The 24,128-nt window shown below is 70.1% G+C and carries 23 protein-coding genes, 1 tRNA gene and 2 pseudogenes; 17 read left to right on the top strand and 9 right to left on the bottom strand.

All coding sequences use genetic code 11. The annotated features are described in order from the left end of the window. Window positions 1-170: 170 nt before the first annotated feature. The 3 genes from M8I34_RS00130 to M8I34_RS00120 form a co-directional block, all read right to left on the bottom strand. On the bottom strand, window positions 171-1,139 hold the full coding sequence (locus M8I34_RS00130; RefSeq protein ID WP_250047101.1) for a DUF5926 family protein: 969 nt from the start codon (window positions 1,137-1,139) through the stop codon (window positions 171-173). 145 nt (window positions 1,140-1,284) lie between these two features. Beyond that, window positions 1,285-1,962, bottom strand: coding sequence for an ATP-binding protein (locus M8I34_RS00125; protein WP_250047100.1), 678 nt, complete (start codon window positions 1,960-1,962; stop codon window positions 1,285-1,287). A 53-nt stretch (window positions 1,963-2,015) separates the two neighbouring features. Continuing rightward, a complete protein-coding gene (locus M8I34_RS00120) occupies window positions 2,016-2,861 on the bottom strand; it encodes a glycerophosphodiester phosphodiesterase (RefSeq protein WP_244419738.1) in 846 nt (281 codons plus the stop codon). A gap of 624 nt (window positions 2,862-3,485) precedes the next feature. Here M8I34_RS00120 and M8I34_RS00115 point away from each other — a divergent pair. The 3 genes from M8I34_RS00115 to M8I34_RS00105 all read left to right on the top strand — a co-directional run bounded on the left by M8I34_RS00115 (window position 3,486) and on the right by M8I34_RS00105 (window position 6,340). Continuing rightward, a complete protein-coding gene (locus M8I34_RS00115; protein ID WP_250047099.1) occupies window positions 3,486-5,012 on the top strand; it encodes a S1C family serine protease in 1,527 nt (508 codons plus the stop codon). Between the two features lie 43 nt (window positions 5,013-5,055). Continuing rightward, a tRNA-Ser gene (locus M8I34_RS00110) sits at window positions 5,056-5,142 on the top strand. Between the two features lie 703 nt (window positions 5,143-5,845). Further along, on the top strand, window positions 5,846-6,340 hold the full coding sequence (locus tag M8I34_RS00105) for a hypothetical protein (protein ID WP_250047098.1): 495 nt from the start codon (window positions 5,846-5,848) through the stop codon (window positions 6,338-6,340). A 267-nt stretch (window positions 6,341-6,607) separates the two neighbouring features. Here the strand turns inward: M8I34_RS00105 and M8I34_RS00100 are convergent, their stop codons facing one another. Next, a complete protein-coding gene (locus M8I34_RS00100) occupies window positions 6,608-7,291 on the bottom strand; it encodes a PepSY domain-containing protein (RefSeq protein WP_250047097.1) in 684 nt (227 codons plus the stop codon). Window positions 7,292-7,793: 502 nt separating this feature from the next. Here M8I34_RS00100 and M8I34_RS00095 point away from each other — a divergent pair. The 3 genes from M8I34_RS00095 to M8I34_RS00085 all read left to right on the top strand — a co-directional run bounded on the left by M8I34_RS00095 (window position 7,794) and on the right by M8I34_RS00085 (window position 9,889). Continuing rightward, window positions 7,794-8,204 (top strand): hypothetical protein, encoded by a 411-nt coding sequence (locus tag M8I34_RS00095; protein ID WP_250047096.1) that lies wholly within the window; start codon window positions 7,794-7,796, stop codon window positions 8,202-8,204. Window positions 8,205-8,481: 277 nt separating this feature from the next. After that, the gene (locus M8I34_RS00090) at window positions 8,482-9,090 is read left to right on the top strand and encodes a GNAT family N-acetyltransferase (RefSeq protein WP_374210834.1); all 609 of its coding nucleotides are present in this window, start codon (window positions 8,482-8,484) and stop codon (window positions 9,088-9,090) included. Window positions 9,091-9,130: 40 nt separating this feature from the next. Continuing rightward, complete coding sequence (locus M8I34_RS00085; RefSeq protein WP_250047095.1) at window positions 9,131-9,889, top strand: class I SAM-dependent methyltransferase; 759 nt, start codon at window positions 9,131-9,133, stop codon at window positions 9,887-9,889. Window positions 9,890-10,022: 133 nt separating this feature from the next. Here the strand turns inward: M8I34_RS00085 and M8I34_RS00080 are convergent. Further along, window positions 10,023-10,874: pseudogene (locus M8I34_RS00080) on the bottom strand (bifunctional DNA primase/polymerase); the annotation flags it as partial. A 742-nt stretch (window positions 10,875-11,616) separates the two neighbouring features. Between M8I34_RS00080 and M8I34_RS00075 the strand changes: the two are divergent. The 10 genes from M8I34_RS00075 to M8I34_RS00030 all read left to right on the top strand — a co-directional run bounded on the left by M8I34_RS00075 (window position 11,617) and on the right by M8I34_RS00030 (window position 20,612). Beyond that, complete coding sequence (locus M8I34_RS00075) at window positions 11,617-11,922, top strand: hypothetical protein (RefSeq protein WP_250047094.1); 306 nt, start codon at window positions 11,617-11,619, stop codon at window positions 11,920-11,922. A gap of 240 nt (window positions 11,923-12,162) precedes the next feature. Then, window positions 12,163-13,449 (top strand): acyl-CoA dehydrogenase family protein, encoded by a 1,287-nt coding sequence (locus M8I34_RS00070; protein ID WP_250047093.1) that lies wholly within the window; start codon window positions 12,163-12,165, stop codon window positions 13,447-13,449. Beyond that, window positions 13,446-14,624, top strand: coding sequence for a bifunctional MaoC family dehydratase N-terminal/OB-fold nucleic acid binding domain-containing protein (locus M8I34_RS00065; RefSeq protein WP_250047092.1), 1,179 nt, complete (start codon window positions 13,446-13,448; stop codon window positions 14,622-14,624). The genes M8I34_RS00070 and M8I34_RS00065 overlap by 4 nt, the downstream gene beginning before the upstream one ends. 1 nt (window position 14,625) lies before the next feature. Further along, complete coding sequence (locus tag M8I34_RS00060; RefSeq protein ID WP_250047091.1) at window positions 14,626-15,843, top strand: acyl-CoA dehydrogenase family protein; 1,218 nt, start codon at window positions 14,626-14,628, stop codon at window positions 15,841-15,843. A gap of 62 nt (window positions 15,844-15,905) precedes the next feature. Further along, window positions 15,906-16,298 (top strand): MaoC family dehydratase, encoded by a 393-nt coding sequence (locus tag M8I34_RS00055; RefSeq protein WP_244420309.1) that lies wholly within the window; start codon window positions 15,906-15,908, stop codon window positions 16,296-16,298. Further along, window positions 16,295-17,461 carry a lipid-transfer protein gene (locus M8I34_RS00050; RefSeq protein ID WP_250047090.1) on the top strand — a complete coding sequence of 389 codons (1,167 nt, stop codon included), beginning with the start codon at window positions 16,295-16,297 and terminating at the stop codon, window positions 17,459-17,461. The genes M8I34_RS00055 and M8I34_RS00050 overlap by 4 nt, the downstream gene beginning before the upstream one ends. A gap of 160 nt (window positions 17,462-17,621) precedes the next feature. Then, on the top strand, window positions 17,622-18,158 hold the full coding sequence (locus M8I34_RS00045) for a SigE family RNA polymerase sigma factor (RefSeq protein WP_030088092.1): 537 nt from the start codon (window positions 17,622-17,624) through the stop codon (window positions 18,156-18,158). A gap of 71 nt (window positions 18,159-18,229) precedes the next feature. Then, window positions 18,230-18,577 carry a hypothetical protein gene (locus tag M8I34_RS00040; RefSeq protein ID WP_250047089.1) on the top strand — a complete coding sequence of 116 codons (348 nt, stop codon included), beginning with the start codon at window positions 18,230-18,232 and terminating at the stop codon, window positions 18,575-18,577. A 292-nt stretch (window positions 18,578-18,869) separates the two neighbouring features. After that, on the top strand, window positions 18,870-19,256 hold the full coding sequence (locus M8I34_RS00035; protein ID WP_250047088.1) for a VOC family protein: 387 nt from the start codon (window positions 18,870-18,872) through the stop codon (window positions 19,254-19,256). A 315-nt stretch (window positions 19,257-19,571) separates the two neighbouring features. Continuing rightward, entirely contained in the window at window positions 19,572-20,612 is a 1,041-nt protein-coding gene (locus M8I34_RS00030; RefSeq protein ID WP_250047087.1) for a hypothetical protein, read from the top strand. Window positions 20,613-20,709: 97 nt separating this feature from the next. On the opposite strand, the gene M8I34_RS00025 is transcribed toward M8I34_RS00030, so the two are convergent. Beyond that, a complete protein-coding gene (locus M8I34_RS00025; protein ID WP_250047086.1) occupies window positions 20,710-21,591 on the bottom strand; it encodes an AraC family transcriptional regulator in 882 nt (293 codons plus the stop codon). 49 nt (window positions 21,592-21,640) lie between these two features. Between M8I34_RS00025 and M8I34_RS00020 the strand changes: the two genes are divergently transcribed. Continuing rightward, on the top strand, window positions 21,641-22,009 hold the full coding sequence (locus M8I34_RS00020) for a cupin domain-containing protein (RefSeq protein WP_250047085.1): 369 nt from the start codon (window positions 21,641-21,643) through the stop codon (window positions 22,007-22,009). Between the two features lie 6 nt (window positions 22,010-22,015). On the opposite strand, the gene M8I34_RS00015 is transcribed toward M8I34_RS00020, so the two are convergent. The 3 genes and pseudogenes from M8I34_RS00015 to M8I34_RS00005 form a co-directional block, all read right to left on the bottom strand. Then, on the bottom strand, window positions 22,016-22,285 hold the full coding sequence (locus M8I34_RS00015) for a DUF397 domain-containing protein (protein ID WP_250047084.1): 270 nt from the start codon (window positions 22,283-22,285) through the stop codon (window positions 22,016-22,018). Continuing rightward, the gene (locus tag M8I34_RS00010) at window positions 22,282-23,130 is read right to left on the bottom strand and encodes a helix-turn-helix transcriptional regulator (RefSeq protein WP_250047083.1); all 849 of its coding nucleotides are present in this window, start codon (window positions 23,128-23,130) and stop codon (window positions 22,282-22,284) included. The genes M8I34_RS00015 and M8I34_RS00010 overlap by 4 nt, the downstream gene beginning before the upstream one ends. An 86-nt stretch (window positions 23,131-23,216) precedes the next feature. Then, window positions 23,217-23,997: pseudogene (locus M8I34_RS00005) on the bottom strand (transposase family protein). Between the last annotated feature and the right edge of the window lie 131 nt (window positions 23,998-24,128).

The raw sequence follows: 24,128 nt of genomic DNA, 5'->3' as shown, positions 1-24,128 counted from the left end.
GGGATGCACCAGCGACCGGGCTTCTAGAACCGTAACAAGAGATCGGCAGTTCGCAAATTCGATCGTGGATTTCCGGACGCCTATTTACCGGCAGGTACGGGGAGTTGTGACAGGCGTCACGCAGGGGGTTCCCCGGAAGCATCCGGTCCGCATGGCCGAGGGCGGCACGGTCAGCTCAGGGTGACCTGACGGTTGGTGAGACCGCCGCGCGCCCGCCGCTCCTCCGGGGTCAGCGGGGCGTTCGTCGCCAGTGCCTCGGCCAGCCGCTCGGCGAAGGCCTCGGCCGGCTTGGCGACGTCCTCGGCGCTCATCGACGAGGGCAGGTCCCAGACCGGAACGACCAGGCCATGGGCGCGGAACGAGCCCACCAGACGGGTGCCTTCACCGAGCGAGGTGGCGTCCGCGGCGTGCAGCCGGGCGAGCGCGTCCAGCAGCTGCTCCTCGGGGTGCGCGGTGACCCAGCGCAGATGGTTCTTCTCCGGGGCCTCGCACCAGTACGCGCCCTCCAGCCCGGGGATCCGGGCGGTCGGGATGGCCGCGGCGTTGGCCCGCTCCAGAGAGGCGGCGACCTCGCCGGTGGCGTTCTCGGCGTTCTCCACCCAGAACTCGAAGCCGGTGTGGACGGTCGGCTCAAAAGCCGCGTCGGGGTCGAGCAGATCCTGGAGCCGCGGACCGTCGGCGGTGTGCCGTTCGGCGGCCACCGGGTTGCCGGGTTCCGTGGCCAGCGCACGCTGAAGCGTGTCCGCGAGGTCGCGGCTGAGGTCGCCGGAGGCGGTGTCGTTCTGGAGGCCGAGCAGCACCGCGCCGTTGTCGCGGCGCAGCGCGGGCCAGGCCATCGGCAGCACGGTCGCCAGCGTCACGGACGGGACGCCCTCGGGCAGTCCGCCCTTCAGCGTCAACTCGGCGGTGGCGGCGGGCACCAGCTCCCGCATCGCCACCCAGTCGCACTCACCGGGCAGGCCCTCGAAGGGGCGCTGCACGAGCTCGGTGGCGGCATGCGCCGCCTGTCGCCCGTGACAGGCCTTGTACCGGCGGCCGGAGCCGCACGGGCAGGGCTCACGAGCGCCGACGACCGGCACCTCGCCGTCCCTGATCTGCGGTGCTGCGGCCTGGTTCTGGGGACGGCGCTTCTTGGCCATGGCGACGGTGTCTCCTGGTCGATCCTGGGCGTACGGACGCGTTTCGGCGCGAGCCTAGAGGATTGCGTACGAGGCCGCGCTCGGTTGCGTACCGGGCCGTGTCCCCGCCCGGGTGCGGCGGGCACCGGCGTGTCCCGGTGTGCCGCTACGTCAGATCGTCGAAGTCCGGGAAGCCTGCGGTCAGCGGCCGCCCGGTGCCCAGGCCCGCGCCCGTGGGGAGCGAGGACGGCAGATCCGGCATCAGGTCCACGCGCGTAGCGAACGCGCCTTGGAGCGAGAGCACCGCCCAGACCGTGACCTCACCGGCGACGGCGTCCCGTACGCCCCAGTCCTTGGCGAGCGAGCGGATGATCGCCAGCCCGCGGCCGCCGCGCGCCGTGACCGACGGAGTGGCCGGAAGTGGTCGGGTCGGACCGCCGCCGTCCGTGACCGCGACGGTCAGTCTGCCCTGCGCGTCAATACGCCAGGAAGCCCGGACGGATGCCGAAGGGGCGTCCTTTATGTCGGGCGTTACGGAACCCGGTGATCCGTTTTCGTATATCGGACGCGCATGGCGACACGAATTACTCAACAGCTCGGAAAGAACGAGCACCGCGTCATCGACGACGGTGTCCTGAACTCCACTTGCCAACAGCTCTTCTCGCATGCGTCGCCTGGCCATGCCCACACCCACTGGACCATGAGGTACGGCCATGATCGACGACGTCGGCACCTCTTGTGCCACCACCAACGCCACCCCCGAGACCTCCTTTGCCCCACGCCACGGGATGAATGCCCCAATGGACTGGACCGGAAACCGGCCAAGCGGCACCCGGTGACGCATTGGACATAAGCGAATACGGCCCGAATGCGCCGGTGCACACCCTGTGAGGGGCTTTAGCCAAGGCCGAGTTGCATTCGTACCTGCTTGGGGCGATTTGTAATGACTGCGTCCACGCCCAATTCCTGGCACAGCTCGACATCGGCGGTGTCATTGACGGTCCAGACGTGGACCCGGTGGCCGGCCTGGTGCGCCCTGGCGACGTACTCGGGGTGCGCGCGCAGGATCCGCATTCCGGGTCCCGCGATGCCGACACCGGGCGGGAGCCGGCCGTCGCGGTGCCGCGGGGTGAGGAATTGCATGAGGTAGACGCCGGGGATGCCGGGCGCCGCGGCCCGTACGCGGTGCAGTGAGCGCGCCGAGAAGCTCATGACCCGGACCTGCGGGGTCCAGTCGGCGCGCGTGGCCGGTTTGGTGTGTCCGAACCGGTCGAGCAGCTCGACCAGCCGCTCCTCCACCTGTCCGGCCCAGCGGGTGGGGTGTTTGGTCTCGATGGCCAGCTCGACCCGGCGGTCGGCGTCGGCGACCAGCTCCAGCAGCCGCTCCAGCGTCAGCACGGAGGTCCGCTCGGGATCCTCGTGCTGGCGGTCCGGCGCCTCGTTCGCGGCCCCGTCGCCCTTCCAGGAGCCGAAGTCGAGCGTGGCCAGGTCGGCGAGCTCGAGGGCGGAGACCGGGCCGCGCCCGTTCGAGGTGCGGTTCACCCGCCGGTCGTGGACGCAGACGAGATGGCCGTCCGCGGTCAGCCGGACATCGCACTCCAGGGCGTCGGCGCCGTCCTCGATCGCTCTGCGATAGGCGGCCAGCGTGTGTTCCGGAGCGTCCTCCGAGGCACCGCGGTGGGCGACGACGGAGATGGCGGGACGGCCGGGACCGGCGTCCTGGGCGGGGCGTGCATAGGTCACCGCGTTATCGTGCCATCCACCGTTGCCGGGCCGCCGGGCGCGTACCCCGAGGTGCGGAACAGGGGGTGCGCCGGTTTTGTCCGGCATAAAGGATGAGGGAACAGTCACAGCCTCGGCTTACGGCGCTCTGACGCGCGGTGGGAAAAGGTGGAGGGAGACTCGCCCGTACCGGCCGGCCCGCGGTGTCCGGAGCGGCCTGCGGACGGGGACTCGCGACAGCCGGGATGCGTGGGACGGGGCCTGCGGTCAGGGCCGCGGGCCCGGACCGGCGGACCGGGACTCGCCCGTACCGCCCGGATCCTTGATCCTGGAGTACGGGTTCCGCGTCCACCGGCGCGGAGGAGCTGGACGACCCGGAGGGCCCGCCAGGCCCGCCGGACCGGACGACAGGACCTGGAGGCCCTCGGGCCTCCGACCGCAACAACCGCACCACCCGGCGGGCCGCACGGCCCGCCGGCCCGTAAGAACCGCACCACCCGGACGCACCCCCAGGGTCCGGCCGAACTGCAAGCCGGAAGAAACGGCCCGTCCCCGGCACTCAGACATGGCTGAGGCACGGGGCGGACAGGAGACCCTCCTGCCAGGGCCGTGGGCGCCGACAGTCGTGAAGCTGAGGAGAGAGCTGTGAGCACCGAGAACGAGGGAGCCGCCGTCCCGTCGGAGGCCAAGCCGCCGACCGGGCCGCAGCCGGACAGCGCGTCCGCCTCCGGCGCCCAGACTCCCGGCGCCCCGCCCGCGCCGGGCGCTCGGCCCGCGGCGCCCCCGCCGCCGGACTTCGCACCGACCGTCGCCCCGGGCTCCGGCGGCTTCGACGAGCCGGGCCCCATGCCGCCGCCCGCCTACGGCGCCGGACACCCCCGGCAGCCCGGCTACGGCCACCCCGGCGACGACCCCACGACCGAGCAGACCAGCCAGTTCCCCACCTACTCGGCAGCCGGCCCCGGAGCGGGTGCCGGCGGCTGGGGCCAGCAGCCTCCCTACGGTGGCGGCGGCGACCCCTGGGGCACGGTCGGCAGCCCCGCCCCCAAGCGGCGCAACGGTGGCCTGATCGCCGCCGTCCTGGTGGCCGCGCTGGTCGCCGGCGGTGTCGGCGGCGGCATCGGCTTCTGGGCCGCGGGCCAGAACGACGGCGCGTCCACGACGGTCTCCGCGTCCGGCGACCCCGGGGCACTGAACCGCAAGCCCACGTCCGTCTCCGGGATAGCGCAGAAGGCGCTGCCGAGCGTCGTGACGATCGAGGCACAGGGCGCCACCGGCGACGGCGGCACGGGCACCGGCTTCATCTACGACAAGCAGGGCCACATCCTCACCAACAACCACGTCGTCGCCAGCGCGGCCAACGGCGGCAAGCTCACCGCGACGTTCTCCAACGGCAAGAAGTACGACGCCGAGGTCGTCGGCAACGCCCAGGGCTACGACGTCGCCGTGATCAAGCTGAAGAACGCCTCCGGCGCCCCGCTCAACCCGCTTCCGCTGGGCAAGTCCTCCAATGTGCAGGTCGGCGACGCCACGATCGCCATCGGCGCACCCTTCGGCCTGTCCGGCACGGTCACCACCGGCATCATCAGCGCCAAGGACCGCCCGGTGGCCTCCAGCGACGGCGGCGGCACCAGCGCCTCGTACATGAGCGCCCTCCAGACGGACGCCTCGATAAACCCCGGCAACTCCGGCGGCCCGCTGATGGACGCCGGCGGCAATGTCATCGGCATCAACTCCGCCATCCAGTCGGCCGGCAACGGCGGCGGAATGGGCAGCGAGTCCCAGCAGTCCGGCAGCATCGGCCTGGGCTTCGCGATCCCCATCGACCAGGCGCGGCGGGTGGCACAGGACCTGATCAAGACCGGCAAGCCCGTCTACCCCCAGATCGGCGTCCAGGTCGGCATGCGGGACACCGGCAACGGCGCGACCATCGCCAAGACCGGCAACAACGGTTCCCAAGCGGTCACCCCGAACGGCCCGGCCGACAAGGCGGGTCTGAAGCCCGGCGACACCATCACCAAGCTCGACGACACGGTTGTCGACAGCGGCCCCACCCTCATCAGCGAGATCTGGCAGCACAAGCCCGGCGACGAGGTCACCCTGACCTACAAGCGAGCCGGCAAGGAGCACACCACCCAGGTCACCCTGGGCCAGCGCACAGGCGACAAGTGACGCGCTAGTCTGATCCCGCGACATCCGCACACCGGTGTCGCGGGGAGGCTTGCCCGAGCGGCCTAAGGGAACAGTCTTGAAAACTGTCGTGGCGGCAACGTCACCGTGGGTTCAAATCCCACAGCCTCCGCAGAGTTCAGCGAACTAGCTGGTCAGAAGGGGTGCCCCGCTTCGGCGGGGCACCCCTTCTGCGTTCGTCCTATCTCACCCCGGGTCGCCGGTATCCCGGCGCTGACCAGGGCGTACGGGCCAGCGGCGGGCCAGGGTTTCGAGACGATCGCGTGCCTGAGGGAGTACGGAACGGCCGCGAGCGGAGAGGCCAGCTCCGTTGGCGTGAGCGCCTTCTCGCGGGCTCGTTGCCGGACGGTCGTGTACTCCGTGGATCGGATGCGGCTGCCCTGTGTCGTGCGGAAGAGACGGCCGTCCTCAGGCGTTCCGAACTGCTTCAGGTGCTGTCTGAGAGCTGTTCGATTGGGGGTTGGTGTGTCACGAATGCCCATCAGCGGGCGCCCTTGTCCTGTGCCATCGAACCTTGATGATCATTAGGTTGTGTCACCGAAGTTTGAATGGCATGACGTGCTGGGCGGTCAGGGGTGGCCGTGGCGGAGCTCGCGGGAGCGTACACAGATCCGGAACTTGCGGCGCTTGACCTGGGGTTCTGCGAAGACGGCGGGCAGGTTCGGCGGCCTTCGCCTCTTGTTGGGCCGTTCTGGCTGCCCTGGCACGACGGCCGCCGCAGGCGCCCGCCTGCTTCCTACGCCTCGCGGACGGGCGGGCTCGCGGCTGCGGCCGCGCACCGGCCGCACGCACAAGACCACCGAGAGGATCCGCTGATGAACCGTTCCAAGGCGAGCCGGAAGAAGAACGCCAAGCAGGCCGCCGCGGTCGTAGCTTTCGTCGGATTCTTTGCACTGTCGCTGTGGCTCGGTGACGAGGTGTGGGATCTGGCGGCGTACTGGCCGGCGACAGGCATCGGATTCGGCGTCACGGTCGGCGTGCTGCTCCCGATCACGTTCACGGCCGCCAAGCGCTCCTTCCGCCGGGTCAACTCGGCCGGGAGCGAGCGCTCGGCCCGATGGGTCGTGGCAGGCATCGTGTGCGCGGCTGTGGCCCTGGTGAGCGCGCTGGCCGTCTCCCGCGCGATACCCGGACGGAGGAGCTCCTCGCGCCCCTGTCTCGCCGAGTGGCAGCCATGCTGGGTGAACCACCTCTATCCGGGAGCCTTCTTCGTGACACTCGGCAGCTTGGCCGCGACGGCGGCCCTCATGACCTGGCTGCCGCGCTGGATGCCCAAGCTGCGCGGCTGGTTCCGCCGGTTCCGCCGGTAGCCGCCGAGGTCGGCGGAGTGGGGACGGGACGTGGCCGGAACCGCCAGGAGATCACAGGGTCTTCCCTGCGAATCTCAAGATCCCCGACAGCGTCGACTTTGAGAGCGCCAACGAGCCGGAGCGGGTTCCGGTGATTCCGGGGCCCGCTCCGGCTGCGTTTTGAGGTCCGGAACCGACGAAGGGGCCGCGTGCGCCGGGCAGTGGCGTGCGCGGCCCCTTCGGGCTCTGGGGGAGGGTTCAGGCAGGCGGCTGTGGCCTGTTGCCTGATCAGTCGTCGTCGCCGTCGTGGTCGTCGTTGTCGTCCTGGTCGATGTGCTGGTCCAGGACCTTGCCGCTGGCCGCGTCGATGGTGACGTCGTGGCTCTTGTGGTCCTTGCCGAGGACGTCGACCTCCCAGACGGCGGAGCCGTTGCGGTCGTTGTCGTCGAGGCTGTAGGAGACGACGGTGCCGGGGACGGCGTTGAGGGCCTTGGCGGTGGCCTCGTCGTGGCCGGTCTTGTCGGCCTTGACCAGGGCCTGGGTCTCGCGGGCGTCCTGGGCGGCGTCGTCGTCGCGGTCGGTGTGCTTGTTCAGGACCTTGCCGTTGCCGGCGTCGAGGGTGATGTCGTGGTTCTTGTGGTCCTTGCCGAGGACGCCGACCTCCCAGATGAGGGAGCCGTTGCGGTCCGCGTTGTCGAGTTCGGCGGAGGTCGCGGTGCCGGGGACGGTCTTGAGTGCCTTGGCGGTGGCCTCGGACTGGCTGATCTTGTCGGCCTTGACCTGCGCGCGGTCCTTGGCGTTGTCGTCCAGGTGGCGCTCGTTCTGGGAGAGCTGGACCGAGGACTGCGGGGCCGGGCCGTCGTCGTCCGCGAAGGCGGTCGCGGCACCCGTGCTGCCGATCAGTGCGACGGCGGCGGCCGTGGCGAGGACGACGGCGCGGGGGGTGAGCGTGCGCTTGGCGGTGGCCTTCATGGGGACGTTCCTCCGGATCATGTCGCGGTGTTGTTCCGTCGGCGGGCCCTGTTGTGCCCTTCCGACATTCACCACAGTGCCGAACCGAACCTGAACACAGCCTGAAGTTCTGAAGCGCTCTTCAGGTTCCGCCCCCGGGAGCGGGCGAAGGGGCCGTCCCGCCGGACGGGGGCGGTATTGCTCTCCTGCGGCCCCTTCGTCCGTCCCCTGTCACCCTCGTGAGCTATGTGCGGGCCGGCGGTGCGCAGTTGAACTTCTCCGGGGCGAACGTCGCAGTTCAGTGCACTGGCCGTGCCCGTAGCCGGAACGCTCTTCTCCGCGCACCCCTGGGTCCCACCGCTGACCAGCGCGGGTGGCCAACCTGTGGCCAGGATCTGGGCCGGGATGGCGGAACACGGCGTCAGGTAGCGGAGATTGACGGAGCGTAGGCCTGTGACCAGGGATTAGGGTCATGGGGCGGCCGCTCGGCCGTACCTCCACATCCAGCAAGGAGTACGAACCCGTGCGCATATCCCGACGCATCGTCGCGTCCCTTGGTGCCGCGACTCTGGCCGCCGGCGCGCTGACCGGCGTCACCGCCGCCCCGGCCTCCGCCGCCACCAAGGTCTCCTTCGAGTTCAACCACTACGACCCCCGCGACGAGATCCTGATCTACATCAACGGTGTGGGCTCCTCCAGCGTGGAGTTCCGCAACGAGGGCGACAAGGTCTGTGCGTGGGACGGGGCCAGCGACGGCGGCTACATCACCGGCAGCATCTCAAGCGGCGTCACCGCCTCCACCAAGGGCCACAACTCTCCTTACAACGCCTGCAAGTCCAAGAACGTCGCCGAGGGCAAGACCCTCTACCTTCAGGCGTGCTTCAAGAAGGCCGGCTTCAGCTACTGCTCCCCCCGGTACAAGGTCTGGGCGTAATACGTCTACGTCTACGTCTGCGTCATCGGCCTGCCCTGCCGCGCCCGCGCCCGTGCGCGGGAGGGCAGGGCTCCTTTTGCATCTGGGTTCCTGTAATCGCTGCCGCGTAAGGCTTTGCTGTGTGGCGGGATTCCTATTCGGGGCAGGGATTCCTTTCGAGGCGGTGAATTCGTTTCAGGGCGAGGAGTGCTTTTCGGTGGCCTGAGTTGTTGTTCGGGGGCGCGGTAGGGTGGTGGGAAGGGGAATTGAATTTCGGGTGTGAAGTGGGAAGTGGGTTGTGGTCACCGTGGGTGCGCGGAGGGTGGGGGCGGCAGGTGCGGCCCGGCAGGGCGTTGTGCTGATTCGGCGGGCCGAGGGGCGGGATGCCGGGCGGCTTACGCGGCTGGTGCGGAGTTCTCGGGCCTATGAGGGGCGGTATGCCTCGATGGTCGAGGGGTATCGGGTGGGGCCGGATTACATCGAGGCGCATCGGGTCTTTGTCGCTGTGGAGGAGATTCCTGGTGATGAGGGTCCCGGAGAGCGGGTGCTGGGGTTCTATTCGCTCATGGTGGAGCCGGCCGAGCTGGACCTGATGTTCGTGTCGGACCAGGCACAGGGATACGGCATCGGGCGCCGGCTGGTCGAGCACATGCGGGGCGAGGCGCGGCGCGCCGGGATCGAGGGGGTGCGGGTGGTGTCGCATCCGCCCGCCGAGGGGTTCTACCGGAGCGTGGGCGCCCGGCCCGTCGGAACGGTGCCGGCGAATCCGCCGGCGGTGATGTGGGACCGACCGGAGTTCGTATTTCCAGTGGTTCCAGTGGTTCCAGCGGCTTCGGTGGTTCCGGTGGCGCCGGTAGTTCCAGCGGTTCCGGTGGTTCCGGTGGCCGATGGTGGGGCCGGGGAGTAAATCGTTGGCCAAGCGGTCCTCCCGCATTGAGTGTGGAGGTATGACGCGATCATTTGAGGAACTGGTGGCCGAGGCCGATGCGGTATCGGTCGAGGGGTGGGACTTCTCGTGGCTGGAGGGGCGGGCCACGGAGCAGCGGCCCTCGTGGGGCTATCAACGGGCGATGAGTGAGCGGTTGGCGCGGGCCTCGGCGGCGTTGGACATCCAGACGGGCGGCGGCGAGGTGCTCGCCGGGGCGGCGAAGCTGCCGCCGGTGATGGTGGCCACGGAGTCCTGGGCGCCGAATGTCGCCAAGGCCACCGCGCTGTTGCACCCGCTCGGTGCGGTCGTGGTGGCCGACGAGGACGAGCCGCCGCTGCCGTTCGGTGATGCGGCGTTCGACCTGGTCACGAGCCGTCATCCGGTGACCGTGTGGTGGGAGGAGATCGCCCGCGTGCTGCGGCCGGAGGGCACGTACTTCTCTCAGCAGGTCGGACCGGCCAGCGTGTTCGAGGTGGTCGAGTACTTTCTGGGGCCGCAGCCCGAGCACGTACGGCGCTCCCGGCACTCCGAGGATGCGCGCCGGGCGGCGGAGGCGGCAGGTCTTGAGGTGGTCGACCTGCGTGCGGAGTCGCTGCGGACCGAGTTCTTCGACATCGGGGCGGTCATCTACTTCCTGCGGAAGGTGGTGTGGATGGTCCCCGGGTTCACGGTGGAGCAATATCGGGATCGTCTGCGGGAGTTGGATGAGCTGATCCGCAGAGAGGGTGCGTTCGTGGCGCACACGACCCGGTTCCTGATCGAGGCGGGTCGGGGCTGACTGGGCTGACTCCTGGCACCCGCCCCGCCCTCACCTCCGCCTCTGGCACCTCTGCCTCTGGCGCCCCTGCCCCCTGGCACCTCTCTGCCTCTGGCCCTCTGCCCCTGGCGCCCCTACGGGCTACCGCTCCCCGTTATCCCTGCCGTCGGCGGGCCGCCGAGGTGATCGTTGCGCGGGCCTCCTGTGCGGACAGGCCGGTGTGGCGGGCCGCTTCCGTCAGCCGGGCGGTGAGTTCCTGGCCGAGACCGGAGTCGTAGGCGCGGCAGGCGGCCCAGAAGAGGCGGGCATTGCGCTGGCCGGGCGGGGAGGTGCGGACGAACCGTACGAGTGCCGCGGCGGGCTGGGGCGGGACGCCGGCCCGGGGCTCGCGGTGGGCGGCCGGGGGCGGGGCCGTGAGGAGAGCGAGCAGGGCGCTCGGCACGGAGGCCGGGCGTTGCGGTGAGCCGGGTGCGAGGGCGTAGCGCCCGTGGGCGGTGAGCGAGCCGGGGCCCACGAGATAGCCGCCCGCGCCGCGGATGTCGATGCCGGGGGCGAGTCTGCCGACCGAATTCGGTACGGGCGGGGAGGGCGGGCCGGTGAGCCAGAGGTGGCGGCCGCCGCTGGGGGTGAGGACCGTGACCGTCAGCGGGATCGGGAAGCCGTGCTGTTCGGCGAGGAACCGGAGGGCGGTCAGGCCGTCAGCGCCGTTCTTGGTGTCGAGGTCGATGCCGATGAGGTGGTGCGCGGGCCGTCCGCAGGCGAGGCCGTAGCCGATGGCCCACGGGGCGGCGGCGAACATCCGGCGGACGGTGAGCGGGTCGGTGCTCGCGTCGTGGACGCCGTGCCCGAGCCGGCCGCACTCGCCGCGGCAGGGCGGGACCTCGGGGTGCCCGCGGTGCGGGGACCGGATGGCCGGAAGCTTGCTGCGGGTCAGCGGGATGACGGGGTAGCCGCGTGCGGCGGCGAGGAGGGCGTGGCCGAGCGCGGCGGTGTGCGCATCCTCGGGCGGGGAGGAAGGGAGCCCGAGGGGCGGTGCGGGCCGGACCTCAGGGCGAGCTTCGGGGTGAGCGTCAGGGCGTGCTTCGGGTCGAGCGTCAGGGCACGCGTCGGGCCGAGCGTCCGGGTGTGGTGCGGCCCGCGGATCCTGTCGAGCCTCGGCCCGCGGATCCCGTCGGGCTTCGGTCCGAGGATCGGCCGGCGGAGCGGTCGGCCGATCGGCCCGCGGATCCGGTCGAACCTCGATACACGGCTCGGCGCGCGGCTGGGCACGCGGTTCCGCCCGCGGCTCGGCATGCGGTTCCGCCCGCGGCTCGGTCCGCAGGCCCGGCCATGGACCGGGCTGGTCGTCGGTCGGTGTTCCGGTATGGCGTCTATGGCGTCGGTGCATGGCCATGGCTCTATTTTCGTACGACTGTTCGAGAAAAGGAAGGGGGGCGTGCGCGAAGCGGCCCGTGCGCCGGTTTTGCCGAGGGGGCGCATGGAGCGCGCGGGCCTTGCGGGGGCCGGGCCGCGGCGGGGCGTCGTGGCGCCGAGCGGTGCGTGGACGGGGCTGTCGTGCGGCGGCGGGGGTTTACCCGGGGTTCCTCATGCTTGCGAGGGAATCGACCCGTTGCGGTGGGTCCGCCGGGGATTCATGGGCAAGCCTGAGTGCGCGACGTCGAAGCAAGCACCGCGGTGGTCGGCCAACTGCCCGGTGAGCAAGCGGAGTTCCAGCGATCCAGAAGTCGTGTTCCGTAGGAGGAATAGACATGGCAAGCACCCGTACAGCCCGCGTCATCGCCATTGCCGCCGCACTGCCCTTCGCGGCCGCACTCTTCGCCGGCGTGGCGCAGGCCGATAACGGCGGCCTTGCGAACAACGGGTCGAGTTCGGCGGCCACGAGCCAGACGGGGACCGGCGTCGGCGGCAGCAACCTCGGTAACTCGACCACCGGTCAGCAGGTCGCCAATGGCGCCGGCGCCTCCAACCAGAACAACACCGCGAGCGTGAACGGCTCCGGCCCCACGCGCATCGACCAGACCAACGCCACCGTCAACTTCACCAAGCTCTGGTGAGCCGGTCCGCCGCCTAGTGGGCCGGTCCGCCGTCTGGGGAGGCGGCGACTGACCGAGGGGTGGATCGAAGGGTGATTCGTCAGGGCCGGTACCGAGAGAATGGGGCTTCTCCGGAGTTCACAGCGCCGACCTTGACAGCGAGCGGGTTTCTGACGGACAGTCAGAAACCCGCTCGCTCGTTCGTATGCCCGGACCTCCCTGCGGGCCGGGCGTGCGGCCACCAGAAGGGGAGCCGCCGACGTGCATCTCGCCCCGACCGCGCGCCAGGAGCAGTTGCGCACCGAACTCCGCACGTACTTCCGTGAGTTGCTGCCGGACGGGCCGGTCGTGGATCCCGCGGCGCAGCGTGCGGTGTTACGCCGGATCGGTGCCGACGGCATGCTGGGCCTGGGCTGGCCGACCGCGTACGGAGGGCAGGGCCGCGGTCCCGACGAACAGTTCGTCTTCTTCGACGAGGCGTACCGCGCGGGCGCCCCGGTCTCGATGGTCACCCTCAACACCGTCGGCCCGACCCTGATGAAGTACGGCACCCAGCAACAGAAGGACTACTTCCTGCCGCGGATCCTCAGTGGCGAGCTCGTCTTCGCGATCGGCTATACGGAGCCCGAGGCCGGCACCGACCTCGCCGCGCTCCGCACCCGCGCGGTGAAACGGACGGGCGCGGGTGAGGGCGCGGGTGAGGGGGACGGTGAGGGTGAAGACGGAGGCCACGACGTCCACGGCAGCCACGATGCCCACGGCGCCCACGACGGCCCCGACGCCCACGACGGCAACAGTGCCCCCAACGCCCACTGGCTGATCAACGGTGCCAAGAGCTTCACCAGCAACGCGCATCAGGCCGACTGGGTCTGGCTCGCCTGCCGCACCGACCCCGACGCCCCCAAGCACAAGGGCATCTCGATCATCCTCGTGCCCACCGACGCACCCGGTTTCTCCTGGACGCCGATCGAGACGGTCGGCGGGCTGACGACCACCGCCACCTACTACGACGGCGTACGCGTCCCGGCCGGGAACCTCGTCGGCGAGGAGAACGCCGGCTGGCAGCTGATCACCAATCAACTCAACCATGAACGCGTGGCATTGGCCGCCATCGGGATGCAGGCCGAGGACGCCTTCGACGCGGCGCTGGCCCATGCCCGTACGCCGGAACCGGAGACCGGCGAGCGGCCCGCCGACCGCCCGTGGGTGCGGTCCCGGCTCGCCGAGGCGCACGCCCGGCTGGCCGCCACCCGGCTGCTGAACTGGCGGCTGGTCGGCGACGTGGGCGCCGGGACGCTGAGCCCCGGCGACGCCAGCGGGGTCAAGTTCGCCGGGACGGAGAGCACCGTCGAGGTCTACCGGATGTGCCAGGAGGTGGTGGGCGACGCCGCCCTGATACGGGGCGGCTCGCCGGGCGCCTTCGGGGACGGCGAGCTGGAACGGATGAACCGTGCGGCGCAGATCAACACCTTCGGGGGCGGAGTGAGCGAGGTCCAGCGGGAGATCGTCGCGACGATGCGGCTGGGGATGCGGAGGGGGCGGCGATGAGCGCCGTACGGCTCACATACGAGCAGCTCAAGGCCTATGAGGGCCGGTCGACCTCGGCCGCCGCTGTGGGCAAGGACCCGGTCAACGAGCCGATGATCAGGCACTGGTGCGAGGCCGTGGGTGACACCAACCCCGCCTACCAGGGGCCGGACGCCATCGCTCCGCCGACCATGCTCCAGGCCTGGACGATGGGCGGCCTCTCCGGCCACACCGACCGCTCGGGGGCGTACGACGAGCTGTCCGGACTGCTGGACAGCGCCGGATACACCTCCATCGTCGCCACCGACTGCGAGCAGGAGTATCTGCGGCCGCTGTGGCCCGGTGACCGGATCACCTTCGACGCGGTGATCGAATCGGTGTCGGAGCGCAAGACGACGAAGCTGGGGACCGGGTACTTCATCACCACGCGGATGGACATCCACGCGGACGGCGAGCGGGCCGGGACGCATCGCTTCCGGGTCCTCAAGTACGCCCCGGCGGTGCGTACGCGCGATGCGGCAGCGCGTACGCACGAGGCGACCGCGCGGACCCCCGAGGAGACAGCCGAGCGGCCACAGGCGTACCGGCAGCCGCAGGTGCCCCAGCGACCGTCGGCATCCCAGCGACCGTCGGCACCCCAGCAGCCGCAGGCACCCGACCAGCCCCGAGCGCGACGCCCCCGCCCCGTCATCAACCGCGACAACGCCGGCTTCTGGGAGGGCGTCCGCGGACACCGGCTGCTGATCCAGCGCTGCACGGGATGCCGGACGCTGCGCTTCCCCTGGTTGCCCGGGTGCAATGCCTGCGGGTCGGCGGAGTGGGAGACCGTCGAGGCGAGCGGTGCGGGAACGGTCTTCTCCTACGTCGTGATGCACCATCCGCCCTTCCCCGCATTCACGGCCTCCGAGCACGGCACGGCCGCGCCCCGCCCCCAGGCGAATGCGCCCCGCCCCCACGCGGGCGCACCCGGCTCCGCCCCGGACGCGCCCGCCCCAGATGCCCCCGCCCCGGACGGGCCCACCCCGTACGCGGTCGGGCTGATCGAGCTGGCCGAGGGGGTACGCATCGTCAGCAATGTCATCGGCGTCCCTTACGACAAGGTGCGGATCGGCATGCCGGTGCGGCTCGAATTCCTCCGTGTGGACGAGGAGTTGGAGCTGCCGGTCTTTCGCGCGGCAGAGGGCGGTGAGGGGTGAGATGGACTTCACGCCCACCCCGGAGCAGGCGGCGGCCCGCGAACTGGCGGCGCAGATATTCGGCGATCTTTCCACCCCGGAGCGCCTCGCCGCCTGCGGTAGCGGCACGGAGGCCGCACTGTGGAAGGCGCTGTGCGCGGCAGGTCTGCCGGGCGCGGTGGAGGAGACGGGGCTGCTCGGACTCGTGCTGATGCTGGAGGAGCAGGGGCGTACGACGGCGCAGGTGCCGTTCGCGGCGACCTGTGTGTACGGCCTGCTGGCGATCGGCGCGCACGGCGGCCCGGAGCAGCGGGCGCGGCTGCTGCCGGCGCTGCGGGACGGCGAGGCGATCGCCACCGGGGCCTTCCCGGCGCGGCGCGGCGGCATACGGGCCGAGCGCGCGACGAGTGCCACGGGCGGCATGGATGGCACAGGTGGCACGGGGCGGCTGACCGGCACCGTCCCCGTGGTGCCATGGCTGCGCGAGGCCACCCATGTACTGGTGCCGGACGGGACGACGCGGACGCTGTGGCTCGTACGTACCGACGACACCGGGGTGCGGCGGGACCCGGTCGGGACCACCGCCCCATGGTCGGCGGGCCGGCTCACCCTGGACGACGCCCCCGCCGCCCGCCTGAGCCGGGAGACCGCCTCCCTGGGCCGGGAGACCGCCTCCCTGGGCCGCGAGACCACCTCCCTGAGCCCGAAGACCACCTCCCTGAGCCGCGAGACCACCTCCGCACCCCCACCCCCACACACCGCCCACGCCTACGACGACGTCCTGGCCCTCGCCCGCACCGCCTTCGCCGGACTCCAGGCCGGGGTCTGCGCCGGCTCCCTGGCCCGTGCGGTCTCCCACACCACCACCCGCGAGCAGTTCGGCCGCCCGCTCGCCACGAACCAGGGCGTACAGCTGCGCGCCGCCGACGCCTACATGGACACCGAGGCCATCCGCCTCACCGCCTACGAGGCGGCCTGGCGCCGGGACGCGGGCCTGGACGCCGGGCCGCATGCGCTGACCGCCGCCTGGTGGGCGTCCGAGGCGGGAACCCGCGTGGTGCACACCGGCCAGCATCTGCACGGAGGCATCGGCGCCGACGTGGACCACCCCGTCCACCGGCATTTCCTCTGGGGCAGGCAACTGGCCGGGTACCTGGGCGCGGGAGCCGAAGCCCTGGAGGAATTGGGGGAGTTGCTGACCTCGCCCACGGACCGCGAAGGCCGGAGGGAGGCCGAATGAAGACCGAGAGGGGACCGGAAGGGGGCCGAATGAAGACCGAGAGGGTACCGGAAGGAGACCGGATGAAGGCCGGTGACGAGCTGCCGACGCTCACCATCCCGATCACCCGCACCCTGATCGTCGCCGGGGCGCTCGCCTCCCGCGACTACCAGGACGTGCACCACGACACCGAGGCGGCCCAGCAGAAGGGCTCCCCGGACATCTTCATGAACATCCTCACCACCAACGGGCTCGTCGGCCGCTACCTCACCGACCACTTCGGGCCGCGCTGCACCCTGCGCAAGGTGGCCATCCGTCTCGGCGCCCCCAACTACCCCGGAGACACCATGGTGTTGAGCGGAACCGTCACCGAGGTGACGGACGGGACGGCGGTGGTGCGGGTCGTCGGAGCGAACGGCCTCGGCCACCACGTCACCGGCACGGTGACCGTAGGCCTCCCGGAGGGCACGGCATGAGCGTCCACCGCCCCGATTCCCTCGGCGGCCGGGCCGCCATCGCCGGAATCGGCGCGACCGAGTTCTCCAAGGACTCCGGCCGCAGCGAACTGACGCTCGCCGTCGAGGCGGTACGCGCCGCCCTGGACGACGCCGGGCTGACCCCCGCGGACGTCGACGGCCTGGTCACCTTCACCATGGACACCAACCCCGAGATCACCGTCGCCCAGGCGGCCGGCATCGGCGAGCTGTCGTTCTTCTCGCGGGTCCACTACGGGGGCGGCGCGGCCTGCGCGACCGTCCAGCAGGCGGCGCTGGCGGTCGCCACCGGGATCGCCGAAGTCGTCGTCTGCTACCGGGCGTTCAACGAGCGCTCCGGCCGCCGCTTCGGCTCCGGCGTCCAACAGCGCGAGCCCACCGCCGAGGGCGCGGCGCTCGGCTGGAACCTGCCCTTCGGCCTGCTCACCCCTGCCTCCTGGGTCGCCATGGCCGCCCAGCGCTATCTGCACACCTACGGGCTGACCCCGGACGCCTTCGGCCCGGTCGCGGTCACCGACCGCCGCCACGCCGCCCGCAACCCGGCCGCGTACTTCTACAACAAGCCCATCACCCTCGCCGACCACGCCGCCTCCCGCTGGATCGTGGAGCCGCTGCGGCTGCTGGACTGCTGCCAGGAGACGGACGGTGCCCAGGCGATCGTGGTGACCTCGCCCGAGCGGGCCCGCGGGCTGCCCCACCCGCCGGCGCTGATCACGGCCGCGGCGCAGGGTGCGGGCCGCGGACAGGAGCAGATGACCAGCTTCTACCGCGACGACCTGACCGGCCTCCCCGAAATGAACGTGGTCGCCCGCCAGCTCTGGCGCACCGCCGCCCTCACACCCGCCGATATCGACGTCGCGATCCTCTACGACCACTTCACGCCGTTCGTGCTGATGCAGCTGGAGGAGTTCGGCTTCTGCGCCGCCGGCGAGGCCGCGGACTTCGTCGCCGCGGACACCCTCCCCCTGAACACCCACGGCGGCCAGCTCGGCGAGGCCTATCTGCACGGCATGAACGGCATCGCCGAGGCCGTCCGCCAGCTCCGCGGCACCTCCGTCAACCAGGCCGCCGACCCCGCACATGTCCTGGTCACGGCCGGGACCGGCGTCCCGACCTCGGGGCTGATCCTCGGCGCGGACGGCTGACCGCCGAGGAGTGCGCCCATGATCAATGCCCTAGGGGTACGCCCTGCCCTGTCCCCCCAGAGGAGGTCGGGCAAGCCCTACCCGTACAACTTGAGGGGGATGGCGCTTCGGCACCTTGGGGCGATCCGCCCGCCCCACCCTCGCTTCTAGCGTGGTCCACATGACCACGCCAGTGTGCACAAGCGCTTCGACCGCCGCTGTGTTCCCGACGTTCTCGTCCTATGTACGGGCCCGGGGGCCGGTCCTGCTGCGCACTGCGCGGTCGCTGTCCGCCAACCCGAACGACGCCGAGGACCTCCTCCAGACCGCTCTGGCCAAGACCTTCGTGGCCTGGGAACGCATCGAGGACCACCGCGCGCTGGACGGCTATGTCCGCCGCGCTCTGATCAACACCCGCACGTCCCAGTGGCGCAAGCGCAAGGTCGACGAATTCGCCGTCGACGAGCTGCCGGAGCCGGACCCGCTGCCGGCGCCCGACCCGGCCGAACTCCAGGGCCTGCGCGACGCGATGTGGCGCGCGGTGATGCGACTGCCCGCCCGCCAACGGGCCATGGTCGTCCTCAGGTACTACGAGGACCTGAGCGAGGCCCAGACCGCCGAGGTCATGGAGGTCTCGATCGGCACGGTCAAGAGCGCCGTCTCCCGCGCCCTGGCCAAACTCCGGGAAGACCCTGAGCTGGCGATGATCTCGGCCTGATCCATTGCCCCAGGGGCGCCAACCGCTTATGCGCCCTCGCCCTGCGGGACGACCAGATCCCCGAGCGGTCCGTGACGGAACTGTCCCCGTGGTCAGTCGCCGGGAACGACCTCGATGCCCAGATGCACATCGGCCTCCATGTGCCGGGGGTGTGGCATGCGTGGGACACCGACGTGCAAGAAGCGCACACCCGGCTGTGGTTGGCCGACGACGGGGCGACGAGCTGGGCCGGAGTGGACTACGACGGGCGGCAGATGTCGACGTTCGCGGTGGCGCAGTACGGCCCCAGGCGGCTGTGGGACGAAGTGGCCCGGGCCCACGAGGAGTTCGTGTCCGCCGGCCGGCCCGGAATCGAAGGCCACCGGCTGCGCATCGCTCCCGACGGCCGGGGAACCCACCACGAGGCGCGCCGCGCCTGACGGCCCCGGCCCGTCGCTGGGACCACCCCGCCTCCTGCCCCCGTCAGACGGACAGGGAGGGTCCAGGAGGGGCAGGAGCGACCGGGAGGGTCCAGGAGGGACTGGAGCGACCGGGAGGGTCCAGGAGGGACTAGGACCGGCGGACCACGACCAGCGGACCAGGACCAGGCGGACCGGTGGACCGGCGGACCGGCCCAGGGACCGATCCCGCCTCGTTGGTCCGGCATATACGTTCGTCGTGCAACCACCCGACGGCGCTCCACCCGAGCCGGGCGCCCACAGAGGAGCTCCCATGCGCGTCACCGTCACCGCCTTCGACCACCTCGTCCTGAACGTCTCCGACGTCGAGCGCTCGATCGACTTCTATTGCGGCCGGCTCGGTCTGGAGCCGGTCCGCGTCGACGCCTGGCGCGCGGGCGAGGTGCCCTTCCCCTCCGTGCGCGTGAGTCCGACGACCATCATCGACCTCGCCCAGGAGCCCCGCGACGGCTCCAACGTCGACCACCTCTGCCTGGTCGTCGAGCCCGTCGACTGGCAGGAGGTCATCGACTCGGGCGAGTTCACGGTGGTCGACGGCCCCGGGCCGCGCTTCGGCGCCCGAGGTACGGGCCAGTCCCTGTACGTCAGCGACCCGGACGGCAACATCGTCGAGCTCCGCTGGTACGCACCTGACGCCTGAGGGCCGTCCCGCAATTGATCTCGGCCTCGGTGTGGGTGGGGATGGTGGGCGTCGGTGTCCCGACCTCGGGGCTCACGCTCCTGGGGTTGCGGAAAGACGGTGAGGGCCTCCTGGTCGCCGGTTGCAGATCTCGCCCCATGGCGCGCACCGCGCGGCGGCGATCACTGGCGCTGGCGATCACTGACGGCGGCCCGCTGCCGGCTGTCACAGGAGAAAGGTGGGCTCTGGGAACTCTCACCACCCCGCCGACTGGGCCAGGCAGCTGGTCGTGGCGTTCTTACATCTCTCTAAGAACTGCGCCGCATGGTGGGGTTCATGGTGACCAAACGTATTGCCGTCGGTGTCGGAATTCTCACGACGATAACCTTGGCGGGGGTAGCCGCGACGGCCGCCGCGGGTCCCGCTCCGACGTCCGGCAAGGCCTCTGCTTCTGCTTCCGCCTCGGCACTCGGCAAGAAGGCAGCGAAGAACTACTTGTACGCGTCCATCGGGGATTTCGATACAGAGGTGAAGCCGCTGATCGACCGCCCCGACGTCGCCGGCGCGCAACTGGTGGTGCCGTGGAAGGCACTTGAGCAGAAGAAGAACCAGTACGACTTCTCGGAGATCGACCGGGCGCTGAACTATCTACAGTCGCGCCACAAGAAGCTGTTCATCCAGATCCAGGACCGGTTCTTCGCGCCGCCGACCAGGCTCCCGGACTATCTGTTGCGTGACCCGGAATACAAGGGAGGCGCGGCGCCGACAACGAACGAAAGCGGCCTTGGCCCCGGTGAGCCCGGAGCGGTCGCAGCGCAGTGGAACCCGCAGGTGCGGGGCCGTTTCCAGCATCTGCTGAAGGCGCTGGCACAGCGATTCGACGGTCGTCTCGCCGGGGTGAACCTTCCGGAAACCGCTACTGGAGTGGACACCAAGAAGGACCGTACTGGATACAGTCACGAATCCTACTTCAAGGCAGAACTCGCCAACATGGCCTACGGCAAGAAGGTCTTCACCAAGACGCAGTTCATTCAGTACGTCAACTTCTGGCCGGGCGAATGGAACAACAGCCGCAACTATATGAAGCGCACCTTCGAGTTCGCCGCGTCGCACGGAATCGGCCTGGGCGGCCCTGACGTCCTGCCGAACCGCCCGGCCCAGATGGAAAACTCGTACCCCTTCTTCAAGAAATACCGCGGCAAGCTCCCCATCGTGGCCATGGCCGTACAGGAACCCGACTTTGAATACAAGAACCCCACGACGAAGAAGCCGTACACCCGGGAAGAGTTCACCGATTTTGGCACGAACACCCTCGGAGCCAACGTCATGTTCTGGGCCACCAGCGCGCCCTGGCTCCACCAGCCGGCGGCACGATAGAGCCACTCGTCCTGCGCGGGCGGGGAGGCGCCATGTCACCTGACGTGACGCGACGTTATGGGTGACCTGACGCCCCTCGGCGGGGCAGGGGCCCTCCTCACATGGCCGCGTAGCGCGCCGGCGTCGTGCCCACATGCCGCGTGAAGTGCCGGTTCAGATGAGCTTGGTCATGGAATCCCACCGTTGCCGCGACCTCCGCCGGCCGCCTGCCGTCGAGCAGCAGCCCACGGGCCCACCCGATGCGCTTGCCGGTCAGATAGGCGTGCGGCGGCAGGCCGTAGGTCTGCTTGAAGCAGCGGATCAAGTGAGTGGGGTGGGCGTGCAGGACGGCGGCAGCTTCGTGCAGGGACAGGCCGGCCGCCAGGCGGGAGTCCAGGAGGTCCCGTAAGGCGGCAGCCAGCCGGTGTGCCTCACGGCCGGGCGTACGCGTCGGCCGCGGCGCGTCCAGGTGGAAATGCAGCCGCTCCCGGATGAACGCCAGCCGGGATTCGGCCTCGAAGACGTCGCCCGCGTGAGCGTCGCCGGCCTGAGCCTTGTCCGCCTGAGCGTTGTTCCCACGAGCGTCGCCTGCATGCGCGTCGCCCGCGTGGCCGAGGGACGTGTGCAGCTGGTGGATGCGGTGGCGCAGCAGCGCATCGCCGACGACCGGGGCGTCCACCGCCCGGCCGGTCAGGTCCTCGGGGAGGACGGTCGCGTCGAGGTAGAGCACGCGCTTACGGAATCCTGCCGCGGTGACGGTCCTGCCGTCATGGGCGACACCGGGAGGCAGCAGGACGACCGTGCCGGTCCCGGTCACGCCATGACGATGGCGGTCACACGCGAAGTCGACCGCCCCGTCATTGAGGATCATCAGGGCCCAGGTGTCATGGGTGTGGGACGGGTACGCGTGCTCGGTGAAGTGCGCGTGGAAGACCTCGGCGATTCCCGCAACGGGCGGCCGCCAAGCGCTGACCGTCGTACGGGGCGGGCCGTCTGCCATGCCAGGAACGTACAAGACCGCCGACGACCGGGCACGGAAGTCTCATGGCATGACTCACTCTCCCGTGCCCGTCAATATCGCTGACAAGCTCTCGCAGTTCAGTGACCTGTGGTCGCAGAAGAAGATCGCCGACGTCAACGACTACGAGGTCAAACTCGCCAAGCTGAAGGGCGAGTTCGTCTGGCACACGCACGAGGACACCGACGAACTGTTCCTGGTCATCAGCGGCCGGCTCACCCTTCAGCTCAGGGACGGCGATGTGGTGCTCGGCCCCGGAGAGCTGTTCGTGGTTCCCCGAGGCGTCGAACACTGCCCGGTGGCGGACGAGGAGACCGCCATCCTGCTCCTCGAACCGACCGGCACGCTCAACACGGGCGACGCGGGAGGGCCCAGGAGCAAGACGCCAGAGGCCCTCTGACGCGCGTCAGCGCCCGGTGGCGGCGTACGCGACGAAGTCCGCCCAGGCGGCGGGCCGGAGGTGGAGCTGCGGGCCGTGGGGGTTCTTGGAGTCGCGGATGTGGATGGTGTGGGGGGTGGGGGCGACTTCGATGCACTCGTTGCCATTGCCCTGGCCGCTGTAACTGCTCTTCTGCCAGGCGACTTCGATGCAATCGTCACGTTCGTTGCTGTCGCTGTAGCTGCTCTTGATCCACTCCAGTTCGGAAGTGCTCCCCACAGAGGGCCTGAGTGTCATGTCGCTCCCAGCACTTTCTCGATGAAGGCCATCGACTCCCGGGGCGTGAGAGCCTGGGCGCGGATGATGCCATAGCGCAGCTCAAGGATCCGGATCTCCTTCGGGTTGGTGATCCGACTGCTGGTGCCCTGGCCTTCGTCGCGCCCCACCGCTGAGCCGTCTCTGAACTTCAGCACCTGGATCTGACCGCCCATCCCTGCGTGGTCGTCGCAGTCGGTCGGCATCACTTGGACTTCAACGTTCCGCAACTGGCCTACTTCCAACAGACGTTCGAGCTGTCGGCGCAGAACCATTTTGCCCCCTACCGGGCGGCGAAGCGTCACCTCTTCCTGGACGAATGTGAGCGACGGTGCCGGTGAGCGTTCGAAGACGGACTGTCGGTCCATTCGGGCCCCCACGAGCCGCTTCACCTCGTCCTGCGCATACGCGGGCCTTCGCATCGCGAACAACGCCGTTGTGTACTCCTTCGTCTGCAACAGTCCATGCAGGTTGTGGTTGCTGTACGCGCCGAGTTCGACCGCCGAAGCCTCTAGCTTGGCCAGCTCCCGGACCTTCTTCGGGTACCGGGCCCGCTCCACGTCCTTCTTCATCGCGGCGATCTTGCCGCCCGCGCCCAGCACCTCATCGGCCTTGTCGAGAAGCTCGGGACGCGGGATACGCACGCCGCGCTCGATCTTGTAGATCAGGTTCTCCCCGTACCCGAGGGCCTTCCCGAACTCGGCGGCTCGCAGCCCCGCGGCCTCCCGCCACAACTTGAGCTGCCGCCCGACCGCTTCGACGACACCCCGTGACTCGTCTTCCGGATCGAGGTCCCAACCTGCCTCGTCTGCGTCGTCAACACTCATCCGTTCCACCTCCTGGACCGCGCGGTACAGCCCTGGACACCCCGGGGGCAGTGACCGTACGTATCGGCGATATCACTGAGGGTTTTTCAACCTCGGTAGGTCGGGTTCTCAACGTGGTGCAGGGCGAGGATGGCCTGCACGATCGTGGTCGTCCGGGATGGGCTGGCAGCGCAGCCTGGTCAGCAGCTTCCACGTTTCAAGGTGGCGACGGCACGTTCGTAACGGGCGCGGATGCGGGCGTGGGCCTTGTTCACGGCCTTCTGCCGGGCTGACAGTTTCGGCCGGTGGCGGTGCCGCTTGAACGGTGTACGCACGGCGCCGCCGGCGCCTTGATAGGCCTTGTCCGCAAAGGTCATCACCGTCGCGCTGGTCAGCGCGTCGATGATGCCACGGGTCCGGGCGGCGGCCAGGTCGTGTGTCGAGCCCGGCAGCGCGGCCGAGGCCCAGACGAGACGTCCCGCAGCGTCCGCGATGACCTGGACGTTCATACCGTGGCGGCGATGTTTTCCGGAGTAATAAGGCTTCTGATGGTGGACACGGTCGATCGCGAAGGGTGCCGCCGAGGATCGCGTAGGCCAGGAGGCGAATCCGGGTCATGGCTGTCTGCAGGTGCTCGGCGGTCGCCGCGAGCAGGGTGATCGCTTCGCGGACGTAGCGCCAGGCGGCGGCCACCCCGATCTGGAAGCCGGCGGCCAGCCGGGTGAACGTGTCGCCGTTGCGAAGGTGGGCCAGCGCCAGGAGCGCTTGACGGCCGGGTTTGAGGCGGCGCCAGTGTGATCGGCGTTGCTGGCGATGGGTGCGGATCAGGTCGGCGAGGTGGTTCAGCGATCGGGTGGACAGCGGGATCGCGGCAGGGTAGGACAGCAACGAGGCTCCCGGGGGAGGCATCTTTCTTCGTCGATTGCTTGTCTTACCGGGAGCCTCACCCGACCCCGCGCTCTACCCCGATACGCGCCCTCAGCTGCCCAAAGCCAGTTGGAAAACGCTCAATGGACCGT

The sequence above is a fragment of the Streptomyces sp. MCA2 genome, from assembly GCF_023544705.1.
GTDB classification, from domain to species: domain Bacteria; phylum Actinomycetota; class Actinomycetes; order Streptomycetales; family Streptomycetaceae; genus Streptomyces; species Streptomyces decoyicus.
The sequence above is the reverse complement of the archived record's forward strand: the minus strand, read 5'-3'. Positions and strand labels throughout refer to the sequence as shown.